Origin of the sequence: Pseudomonas sp. CCNWLW23 (assembly GCF_037095675.1) — a bacterium.
Classification (GTDB): Bacteria; Pseudomonadota; Gammaproteobacteria; order Pseudomonadales; family Pseudomonadaceae; genus Aquipseudomonas; species Aquipseudomonas atacamensis.
Window position 1 is genome coordinate 42,137 of record NZ_JBAWKM010000013.1, and the last position, 10,743, is coordinate 52,879.

Consider the following 10,743-nt stretch of genomic DNA (forward strand, 5'->3'; position numbering starts at 1 on the left):
TCGATGCTGAATGTACCGGCCTCTTCGCGAGCAGGCTCGCTCCCACACTGGAAATCGTGGTGTGTCTTCAGAACACCGACCAGCCAATCCGCGAGCTCAGCAACTCCAGCGCCGCCATCCCCGCCAGCGAGTTGCCGGCGGTATTCAGCTCCGGCGACCACACGCACACACTGAACTGCCCCGGCACCACCGCAACGATGCCGCCGCCGACCCCGCTCTTGCCCGGCAGGCCGACGCGATAAGCGAAGTTGCCCGCCTCGTCATACAGACCGCTGGTGGCCATGATCGAATTGACCTGCTGGGTCTGGCGGCGCGTCAGGATCTGCTCGCCGCTGTGCTTGCAGAACCCGTCATTGGCCAGAAAGCAGAACGCCCGGGCCAGATCGATGCAGTTCATGCGCAGCGCGCAGTGGCTGAAATAGCTGCGCAACACCGCTTCGACATCGTTGTGAAAGTTGCCGAAAGACTGCATCAAATACGCCATCGCCGCATTGCGCGCGCGGTGCTGGTATTCGGAGTCGGCGACCTTGCCGTCGATCATGATCTGCGGGTTGCCCGACAGGCGTCGGACGAAGTCGCGCATCGACAATGTCGGCGCAGCGAAGCGCGACTGGTTGATGTCGCAGATCACCAGCGCCCCGGCATTGATGAACGGGTTACGCGGGCGGCCGCGCTCGAATTCCAGTTGCACCAGCGAGTTGAACGGCTGGCCAGAAGGCTCGTGGCCAAGCCGTTCCCAGATCGCTTCGCCGGAGTGATCGATGGCCTGCACCAGGCTGAACACCTTGGAAATACTCTGCACCGAGAACGGCGTTTCAGCGTCGCCGGCGCAATACATTTCGCCGTCGTTACTGTACACGGCGATGCCCAACTGGTTGGCCGGCACCGTGCCGAGGGCGGGAATATAGTCAGCAACTTTGCCCTGCCCGATAAGGGGCCGGACCGCGTCAAGGATCTCGTTCAACAGCGCTTGCATGCCGGGTTCCGAAAGTCTCGCCCCATGGGATCGCGGGGACACTGGGGCTAGACGCTGCGCCCGCCGGTCGCATCACACCGGCAAGCATCAGGCAGAATGTTCTAGGCTGAAGCGGACCATTAGACACCGGAGAGCACCATGCACCTCGAAGGCTCCTGCCATTGCGGCGAAGTCACGTTCAGCCTCGACAGCGCCCATCCTTATCCCTATCAACGCTGCTATTGCTCGATCTGCCGCAAGACCCAGGGCGGCGGCGGTTATGCGATCAACCTTGGCGGCGACGCGACCACTCTCAAGGTTCGCGGACGCAAAAACATCAGCATCTATCACGCGAAGATGAAAGCTGAAGGCGATAAACGCGCCCATCGCAGCAGCGCCGAGCGCCACTTCTGCTCACTGTGCGGCAGCGGCCTGTGGCTGTTCAGCCCGGAGTGGCCAGAGCTGATTCATCCATTCGCCTCGGCGATCGATACGCCGCTGCCGGTGCCGCCGGAACGCACACATCTGATGCTAGGTTCGAAAGCGCCGTGGGTTGAAGTCGAGGCGAAGCCGAAGGATCAGCAGTTTGATGTATATCCCGAAGAATCGATTGCCCAGTGGCATGAGCGACTCGGTGTAACTCGCTGAACACCCGCCCTTCGCGAGCAGGCTCGCTGCCACATTTGGATTGCGATCACCTGTGGGAGCGAGCCTGCTCGCGAAGGGGCCGGGTCAGGCAATATCAATCAGTCCAGATGCGCCCAAGTCATCCTGAACAGCGCCCCACCCCACACCGAATCGCCAACTTCAACCTGCCCGCCATGGGACTGCGACACCCGCCGCACCAGCGCCAGGCCCAACCCAAAACCACCGGTGCGCCGATCCCGGCTGGCATCCAGTCGGGAAAACGGTTCGAAGATTTTCTCCCGTCCCTCCAGCGGCACGCCCGGGCCGTCATCACTCACCCGCACTTCATAGTCATCGCCATTGCGCAGCAGCGACACCTCGACACGCTGTTCGGCATAGCGAATGGCATTGCGCAAAAGGTTGATCACCGCCCGCGCCATGAAGCGCGGTTCGATGCTTACCGTGTCGACCTGGCAACCGGCGATCGACAACTGCACCCCCACTGCTTCGGCTTCAAGCGCCACACTGCCGACGACGCTGTCGAGCCAATCGGCTGCGTGAATATTTTCCCGTTTGATCACCGTCGCGCCATGCTCCAGGCTGGCGTAGGTCAGCAATTCCGAGACCATCTCCTCCAGCTCACCAAGGTCGGCATACATGTCGGCGATCAGCTCGCGATTCTGGCTCGCGTCCGGTTGCTGCTTGAGCTGATCGAGCTCAAACGAAAGCCGCGCAATCGGTGTGCGCAATTCGTGGGACACCGCGTTGGTCAGTTCGCGCTGGTTGGCGATCAAGCCCTCGATGCGCGCCGCGATCAGATTGAAGTGCTCGGCCAGATCGCGGATGTTCGAGCGCCGCGACAACTGAATGCGCACCGACAGATCGTTGTCGCCGAAACGCTCGGCCGCCAGCCGCAGCTTTTCCAGGTCGCGCCAGTGCGGGCGCACCCAGAAAAACAGAACGATGCCGATCAACACCGCGAGCATCATGTACGCCGCGGTGATGTAGAACGGCATCAGGCTCGGCTCTGGCGGCAGCTTGATGCTGAGCAGCTGCGAGCCGCCATCGATGTTGCTGATGAACTGCGTGTAATCGTCGCGGATCACCAACAGGTTCCGCGCGAGCTCGGCTTTTTCCTGCGGTGTCAGGGCCAGTTGATCGGCCTCGACCAGACCCAGCGACAGACCGTAGTGCGCACGCAATGAATCGAGTTTCTGTTCACGCTCGGCGCCTTGGCGGCCTTGCAGATGATCGACCAGCGACCACGCCTGACCACGCACGGCTTCACGGTTGTAATCCTGCGTCTGGCTGTCGAGCAACGCGTTGAAGGTGTGCTCGACCGCCTGCAAGGCCAGCACCAGACCCACCGTCATCACCAGAAACAGGCCGAGGAACAAGCGCAGCATCTACAGCTCCCACGCGAACGGATTGAACAGATAGCCCTTGCCCCACACGGTCTTGATGCACACCGGCTCGCGGGGATTGTCCTTGAGCTTGTTGCGCAATTTGCTGATGTAGACGTCGACGCTACGGTTGAGGCCGTCGAAGGCAATGCCGCGCATGCGATTGAGAATGTCATCGCGGGAAAGAATCTTGCCTGCCGCGCTGGCAAGCAACCAGAGCAATTCGAACTCCATGGTGGTCAGCTCGATCAGCTCACCGGTCAGGCGCACTTCCCGGCAACTGCGGTCGATGCTCAATTGCCCGAACTCGAGAAAACTCACCACGCCGCTGTCCGGCGTCTGCCGCCGTTGCAACGCCCGCAGCCGCGCGAGCAATACCGGCGGTTTGATCGGTTTGATCACGTAATCGTCAGCGCCGGACTCCAGACCGAGAATGTGATCGAGATCGTCTTCCTTGGCCGTGAGGATCACGATCGGCGTGTCCGAAACACTGCGAATTTCCCGGCAGACCTGCAAACCGCTCTGCCCCGGCAACATCAGGTCGAGCACCAGCACTTTCGGCTTGAATTCCAGGAATGCAGCCATGGCCAGATCACCGCGATGCACCGTGCGCACCTCGTAGCCGTGTTGTTCTAGAAAGTGTGCGATCAGTGCGGCGAGACGCTCATCGTCTTCGACCAGCAGAACTTTGCCGAAACCCAGGTTATCCATAACAACCGTTGCCAAGCCAAACGTGGAAGGGCCGATATTATGCTGGCATTCATCGAACAGGCGATGACGGCAGACAGCAAAAACCGGCCACTCGGGCCGGTTTTCGGTGATGTTTCATACTCTTAAGAGTTTTTAACAAATTCAGGCGGGCACACCGCTGTGGAAACGGAATTCCTCGTCCGGCGATTCGATCAGTTCCTGCTCGGCCGCACGGACGCGCTCGATCACCTGCGCGACATCCTTGGCATCACCATACTGATAGGCCAGTTTCAGATAACCCTGAAAGTGCCGCGCCTCGCTTTTCAGCAAACCGAAATAGAACTTGCCCAGTTCTTCGTCCAGATGCGGCACCAATGCTTCAAAGCGTTCGCAACTGCGCGCTTCGATGAAAGCACCAACCACCAGCGTATCCACCAGTTTCACCGGTTCGTGGCTGCGCACCACCTTGCGCAGGCCCGAGGCGTAGCGGCCGGCGTGCAGCTGACGCAACTCGATCTTGCGCCGTTTCATGATGCGCATGACTTGCTCGTGGTGCACCAGTTCTTCCCGGGCCAGGCGCGACATCATGTTGATCAGGTCGACATGGGCGTGGTACTTGGCAATCAGGCTCAGCGCCGTGCTGGCGGCCTTGAACTCGCAGTTCTTGTGATCGATCAGCAGGGTTTCCTGATCGGCCAGTGCCGCCTGGACCCAGGCGTCGGGCGTGCGGCAGCCAAGGAATTCGTGGATTTCGGGAAGGATCATGGGGCTCACGGTAAAAGGTGTTCGAGCGAAGGGCGCCGATTATACCGGCCTGCCCGCAGACCACCAGCGGCGGCTGTTGATATGCATCAAGTCGCAGACGTTCGGGTAGCAACTATAGTTGTGCAACGCCGTGCCTTTTCTTTGCTGGAGACTCCGCTCATGCAAGCCATTCGCAGCATTCTGGTGGTCATCGAACCTGAACATGCAGAAAGCCTGGCGCTCAAGCGCGCCAAGCTGATCGCCGGTGTCACCCAGGCCCATCTGCATCTGCTGGTGTGCGACAAGAAGCATGACCACGCCGGCCTGCTCAGCGTGCTCAAGGCGGCATTGCTCGCCGAAGGCTACAGCGTGACCACCGAACAGGCGTGGAACGAGAGCCTGCACGAAACCATCATCGATGTGCAGCAGGCCGAAGGTTGCGGTCTGGTGATCAAACAGCACTTCCCCGACAGCTCGCTGAAAAAGGCCCTGCTGACCCCGGCCGACTGGAAGCTGCTGCGCCACTGCCCTACCCCGGTGCTGCTGGTCAAAACCGCCGGTTCGTGGAAGGACAAAGTGATCCTGGCTGCGGTCGATGTCGGCAATGCCGACGGTGAGCATCGGCATTTGCACAGCATCATCATCGATCACGGCTATGACATCGCCAGTCTGGCCAAAGCGCACCTGCATGTGATTACCGCGCATCCGTCGCCGATGCTCTCGGCCGCGGACCCGACGTTCCAGCTCAAATCGACCATAGAAGCCAAATACCGCGAGCAGTGCCGGGCGTTTCAGGCGGAGTTCGATGTCGATGACGAGCACCTGCACGTCGAGGAAGGCCCGGCAGATGTGCTGATCCCGTTCATGGCGCACAAGCTCCAGGCCGCGGTAACGGTGATTGGCACAGTGGCACGCAGTGGTTTGTCAGGCGCGCTGATCGGCAATACCGCTGAAGCGGTGCTGGATACGCTGGAAAGCGATGTGCTCGTGCTCAAGCCGCAGGAGGTTGAGGATCATCTGGTGGAACTGACGGCAAAACACTGAGGATCGCCATGCCTGACTGGCGCTTTCGCGAGCAGGCTCGCTCCCACATCTGGAATGCATTTCCCTGTGGGAGCGAGCCTGCTCGCGAAGCTTTTGCTGTTCAGGCGCCGAAGGCGTCTTTCAGAAAGCCCGGGGCGATGTAGCGCTGATAATGCGCTTCCGACAGCAGGAAGAATTCCCGATCAATGGCATCGCGCAGTTCCGGCAGGTTCCAGTCGCGGAACTCCGGCAGCAATACCATCCCGTACGCCTCAAGATTAATGATCACCCGCGCGCCCCGGGCAATCAGCTGATAGGCCCAGCAATATTCCGACTGATGCGGTACGAAGCGGATCTTGCGCTGTTCCAGCTGCTCGCGCAGGCGCGCCGGATCGAAGATCTCGACCTTGCTTGCCATCACTTGTGACAGCAATTGCTCCAGACGCAGCCACACCGCACGCTTTTCCTCCTCGTTGTACCCGTTCCAATGGATCACTTCGTGGTGGAAACGCTTGCAGCCACGGCACACAAGGTCACCGTAAACGGTGGAGCAGAGGCCGACGCAGGGGGTCTTGATGGTCTGATTGGGCATAAATGGGCAGAACACTGAAACGCGGAACAGGCCGGCATGTTAGCCCTTTGTCGGGCATTGATCACCCCTCAAACAGCAAGGTCTCGCCAGCGTCGCAGGTTTGCTCCGGCCGCGCTGATTGCCACGAAAGTCCAATAGAGCGCGACTTACCTTTAAATTTTTTTTGCCGTAGAATCAGCCAGCCTTTTAAGGCGCCAATGTCCGTTAGAAGCTGTTTTCAAAGCGTCACGAGCACAGTCGTTCCTTCAGAGCGGTGTTGGCGAAGGGTTTTTCCAGCGGGGAAAAGCCCAACGCCAACCCTCATCAGCTCCCCGTTCTGCAGGCGTAAAACTTTGAAAGCAGCTTCTGTAAGGAATTGCCGGTAATTCTGGCCGAACGACCCACAACGTCGTGAGGCGCATGAGTACGGCAATTTCGGGATGAGCGTCCCGGACACCCATTTGGGACCACTGATGAGGGTAATAACTGTGCTTGAAGCCTACCGCAAACATATCGAAGAGCGTGCAGCCCTGGGTATCGTTCCCCAGCCGCTTAACGCCGAACAAACAGCAGGCCTGATCGAGCTGCTGAAGAACCCTCCGGCTGGCGAAGAAGCTTTCCTCGTTGACCTGATCACCAATCGCGTACCACCTGGAGTGGACGAAGCCGCTTACGTCAAGGCCGGTTTCCTGTCTGCCCTGGCCAAGGGCGAAGCCACCTCCCCTCTGCTGGACAAGAAACGCGCTGTCGAACTGCTCGGCACCATGCAGGGCGGCTACAACATCGTCACCCTCGTGGAACTGCTGGACGACGCCGAGCTGGCGCCAGTCGCCGCCGAAGAACTCAAGCACACCCTGCTGATGTTCGATGCCTTCCACGACGTCGCTGAAAAAGCCAAGAACGGCAACGTTCACGCCAAGGCCGTGCTGCAATCCTGGGCTGACGGCGAGTGGTTCAAGAAGCGCCCGGTCCTGGCCGACAAGATCAGCCTGCGCGTATTCAAGGTCACCGGCGAAACCAACACCGACGACCTCTCCCCTGCGCCAGACGCCTGGTCGCGTCCTGACATCCCGCTGCACGCCCTGGCCATGCTGAAAATGGCCCGTGACGGCATCGTTCCGGACGAGCAAGGCAAGACCGGCCCGATGAAGCAGATCGAAGAAATGCGCGGCCAGGGCTTCCCGATCGCCTACGTCGGTGACGTGGTCGGTACCGGTTCCTCGCGTAAATCGGCGACCAACTCGGTGCTGTGGTTCTTCGGCGACGACATCCCGTACGTGCCGAACAAGCGCGCTGGCGGTTTCTGCTTCGGCAGCAAGATCGCTCCGATCTTCTACAACACCATGGAAGATGCCGGCGCCCTGCCGATCGAGTTCGACGTGTCGAACATGAACATGGGCGACGTGATCGACCTGTACCCGCACGCTGGCAAAGTCTGCAAGCACGGTACCGACGAAGTCATCACCACTTTCGAAATGAAAACCCCGGTGCTGCTGGACGAAGTCCGTGCCGGCGGTCGTATTCCGCTGATCATCGGCCGTGGTCTGACCGAAAAGGCTCGCGCCGAACTGGGTCTGCCAGCGTTCGATCTGTTCAAAAAGCCTGAAGCTCCAGCTGAAAGCACCAAGGGTTTCACCCTGGCGCAGAAAATGGTCGGCAAGGCCTGCGGTCTGGCAGAAGGCCAGGGCGTGCGTCCTGGCACCTACTGCGAACCGAAGATGACCACCGTGGGTTCTCAGGACACCACCGGTCCAATGACCCGTGACGAACTGAAAGACCTGGCGTGCCTGGGCTTCTCCGCTGATCTGGTGATGCAGTCGTTCTGCCACACCGCGGCCTATCCAAAGCCGATCGACGTGACCACCCACCACACCCTGCCTGACTTCATCATGACCCGCGGCGGCGTCTCCCTGCGTCCGGGCGACGGCATCATCCACTCGTGGCTGAACCGCATGCTGTTGCCGGACACCGTCGGTACCGGTGGTGACTCGCACACCCGTTTCCCGATGGGCATCTCGTTCCCGGCCGGTTCCGGTCTGGTCGCGTTCGCTGCAGCCACTGGTGTAATGCCACTGGACATGCCGGAATCGATCCTGGTGCGCTTCAAGGGCAAGATGAAACCTGGCATCACCCTGCGTGACCTGGTTCATGCCATTCCGTACTTCGCTATCCAGAACGGTCTGCTGACCGTCGAGAAGAAAGGCAAGAAAAACGCCTTCTCCGGCCGCATCCTGGAAATCGAAGGCCTGGAAGGTCTGACCCTGGAGCAGGCGTTCGAACTGTCCGACGCCTCGGCCGAACGTTCGGCTGCCGGTTGCACCATCAAGCTGTCGAAAGAGTCGATCACCGAGTACCTGCAGTCCAACATCACCCTGCTGCGCTGGATGATCGGCGAAGGCTACGGCGATGCGCGTACCCTGGAACGTCGTGCTCAAGCGATGGAAGCCTGGATCGCCAATCCTGAGCTGATGGAAGCCGATGCCGACGCCGAATACGCCGAAGTCATCGAAATCGATCTGGCCGAGATCAACGAGCCTGTGCTCTGCGCGCCGAACGATCCGGACGACGCCCGTCTGCTGTCCAGCGTTGCTGGCGAGAAGATCGACGAAGTGTTCATCGGTTCGTGCATGACCAACATTGGTCACTTCCGCGCTGCCGGTAAACTGCTGGATCAGGTCAAGGGTCAGCTGCCAACCCGTCTGTGGCTGTCGCCGCCGACCAAGATGGACGCTCACCAACTGACCGAAGAAGGCTACTACGGCATCTACGGCAAGGCCGGCGCACGCATGGAAATGCCAGGCTGCTCGCTGTGCATGGGTAACCAGGCTCGCGTTGAGCCGAACAGCACCGTGGTCTCCACGTCGACCCGTAACTTCCCGAACCGTCTGGGCGACGGCGCGAACGTCTACCTGGCCTCGGCCGAGCTGGCGTCCGTTGCTTCGATCCTGGGTCGCCTGCCGACCGTCGAGGAGTACATGGAATACGCTGGCAAGATCGACAGCATGGCGGCCGATGTCTACCGCTACCTGTCCTTCGACCAGATCGCCGAGTTCCGTGAAGCTGCTGCGAACGCCAAGATCCCGGTCGTTCAAGCCTAACGCTGCAAGGCAATAAAAAACGCCGCCCATCGTGAGATGAGCGGCGTTTTTTTTGATCGTTCCCACGCTCCGCGTGGGAATGCAGCCCCGGACGCTCTGCGTCCCCAAGCGTGACGCAGAGCGTCACAAGAGGCATTCCCACGCAGAGCGTGGGAACGATCAGTCATTACACAGCCAGCTTGTAAACCAGCGCCGAAATCGCCACCAGTCCCACCGCGGTAACAAACACGTTCGACGCCTGACCGCGATAGCGCGCCATCGCTGGCACTTTGCGAATCGCGTACATCGGCATCAGGAACAGGATTGCCGCAATCACCGGCCCACCGACGGTTTCGATCATGCCCAGGATGCTCGGATCAAGCGTTGCGACGATCCAGCAGATCACCAGCATGAACGCCGCCACGATGCGATCCAGCGCCTTGGCGCCCGGACGCCTCCCGCTCTTGACGATCAGGCCCTTGAGGCCTTCGCTGGCCCCGATGTAATGACCGAGGAACGACTTGGAGATCGCCACAAACGCAATCAACGGCGCCGCAAACTCGATGGTCGGGTTGCTGAAGTGGTTGGCCAGGTACGACAGGATCGACAGATTCTGCTCTTTCGCCTCAGCCAGTTGCTCCGGCGACAGGGTCAGCACGCAACTGAATACGAAGAACAGCACCAAAATGACCATCAATGCATGAGCGCGCGCGAGGATCTGTGAGCTGCGCTCGTCGGCGTGCACACCGTAACGACGCTTCTGGTCCATCGCGAACGCCGAGATGATCGGCGAATGGTTGAACGAGAACACCATCACCGTAATCGCCAGCCACAGCGTGTGCAGCAGCGCTGACGGCGCCGGCACTTGCGACGCGGTGGCGAGGATGCCGCCATTCCAGTGCGGAATCAGGTACACGGCGAGGAACAGCAGCGCGACGATGAACGGATAGACCATCAGGCTCATGGCCTTGACGATCGCCTGCTCACCGCAACGCACGACGGCCAGCAGGCCGAGAATCAGCACGAACGACAGCAACGCGCGCGGCGGCGGCGTGATGTGCAGTTGGTGTTCGAGGAAACTGGCGACCGTGTTGGTCAGGCCGACGCTGTAGATCAGCAGGATCGGGAAGATGGCGAAGAAGTACAGCAGCGTGATCAAGGCACCGGCCTTGATACCGAAATGCTGCTCGACCACTTCAGTGATATCGGCACCTTCGCGACCGGACAGCACAAAACGGGTCAGGCCACGGTGCGCGTAAAACGTCATCGGGAAGGCCAGCAGCGCGAGGATCACCAGCGGCCAGAAGCCCCCCAGCCCTGCGTTGATCGGCAAAAACAGGGTGCCGGCGCCAATGGCCGTCCCAAACAGTCCCAGCATCCAGGTGGTGTCCTGGCGATTCCAGCTCGAAAGTTCAGCGGGTGCTGCTGCGTCGAAGCGCTTTTCGAGGCTATTGGCCTGATCATTCATCCGGTCGGATCTCCGCTTTCCGGTCACTTGCCACTCGGTCAGGACGCGTCGGTAAAAAACCGACAGACATGCTCCGGCCGAAACAGGGGCGCGATTCTCCGTGATAAATCAATGCAAGCAAAGACTTAGCTGAGGAATGGTTGTGCGGAGCAGACCGATGGGGAGTCGTTTTCGGAATGCTTTTT

Annotated in this window: 9 protein-coding genes; 3 read left to right on the plus strand and 6 right to left on the minus strand. The window is 60.2% G+C overall.

The genetic code is table 11. From position 1 onward, the window contains the following. Window positions 1-67: 67 nt before the first annotated feature. On the minus strand, window positions 68-976 hold the full coding sequence (glsB, locus tag V8J63_RS17180) for a glutaminase B (protein ID WP_073471184.1): 909 nt from the start codon (window positions 974-976) through the stop codon (window positions 68-70). 138 nt (window positions 977-1,114) lie between these two features. Between glsB and V8J63_RS17185 the strand changes: the two genes are divergently transcribed. Next, window positions 1,115-1,603 (plus strand): GFA family protein, encoded by a 489-nt coding sequence (locus V8J63_RS17185; RefSeq protein ID WP_024013270.1) that lies wholly within the window; start codon window positions 1,115-1,117, stop codon window positions 1,601-1,603. A 98-nt stretch (window positions 1,604-1,701) separates the two neighbouring features. Here V8J63_RS17185 and V8J63_RS17190 read toward each other — a convergent pair whose 3' ends face one another. From V8J63_RS17190 to V8J63_RS17200, 3 genes are all read right to left on the minus strand, one after another. Continuing rightward, the gene (locus tag V8J63_RS17190; protein ID WP_336464387.1) at window positions 1,702-2,988 is read right to left on the minus strand and encodes an ATP-binding protein; all 1,287 of its coding nucleotides are present in this window, start codon (window positions 2,986-2,988) and stop codon (window positions 1,702-1,704) included. After that, entirely contained in the window at window positions 2,989-3,696 is a 708-nt protein-coding gene (locus tag V8J63_RS17195; RefSeq protein WP_130901900.1) for a winged helix-turn-helix domain-containing protein, read from the minus strand. It lies immediately after the preceding gene. A gap of 141 nt (window positions 3,697-3,837) precedes the next feature. Continuing rightward, window positions 3,838-4,440, minus strand: coding sequence for a tRNA-(ms[2]io[6]A)-hydroxylase (locus V8J63_RS17200; protein ID WP_016775115.1), 603 nt, complete (start codon window positions 4,438-4,440; stop codon window positions 3,838-3,840). A 159-nt stretch (window positions 4,441-4,599) separates the two neighbouring features. On the opposite strand from V8J63_RS17200, the gene V8J63_RS17205 reads away from it, so the two are divergent. Then, window positions 4,600-5,463 carry a universal stress protein gene (locus tag V8J63_RS17205; RefSeq protein ID WP_336464389.1) on the plus strand — a complete coding sequence of 288 codons (864 nt, stop codon included), beginning with the start codon at window positions 4,600-4,602 and terminating at the stop codon, window positions 5,461-5,463. Between the two features lie 100 nt (window positions 5,464-5,563). On the opposite strand, the gene V8J63_RS17210 is transcribed toward V8J63_RS17205, so the two are convergent. Further along, entirely contained in the window at window positions 5,564-6,034 is a 471-nt protein-coding gene (locus V8J63_RS17210) for a DUF1289 domain-containing protein (RefSeq protein WP_024013275.1), read from the minus strand. Window positions 6,035-6,501: 467 nt separating this feature from the next. Here V8J63_RS17210 and acnB point away from each other — a divergent pair, with 467 nt between their 5' ends. Then, entirely contained in the window at window positions 6,502-9,111 is a 2,610-nt protein-coding gene (gene acnB / locus V8J63_RS17215; RefSeq protein WP_024013276.1) for a bifunctional aconitate hydratase 2/2-methylisocitrate dehydratase, read from the plus strand. Between the two features lie 166 nt (window positions 9,112-9,277). On the opposite strand, the gene V8J63_RS17220 is transcribed toward acnB, so the two are convergent. Beyond that, complete coding sequence (locus tag V8J63_RS17220; RefSeq protein ID WP_024013278.1) at window positions 9,278-10,558, minus strand: HAAAP family serine/threonine permease; 1,281 nt, start codon at window positions 10,556-10,558, stop codon at window positions 9,278-9,280. Between the last annotated feature and the right edge of the window lie 185 nt (window positions 10,559-10,743).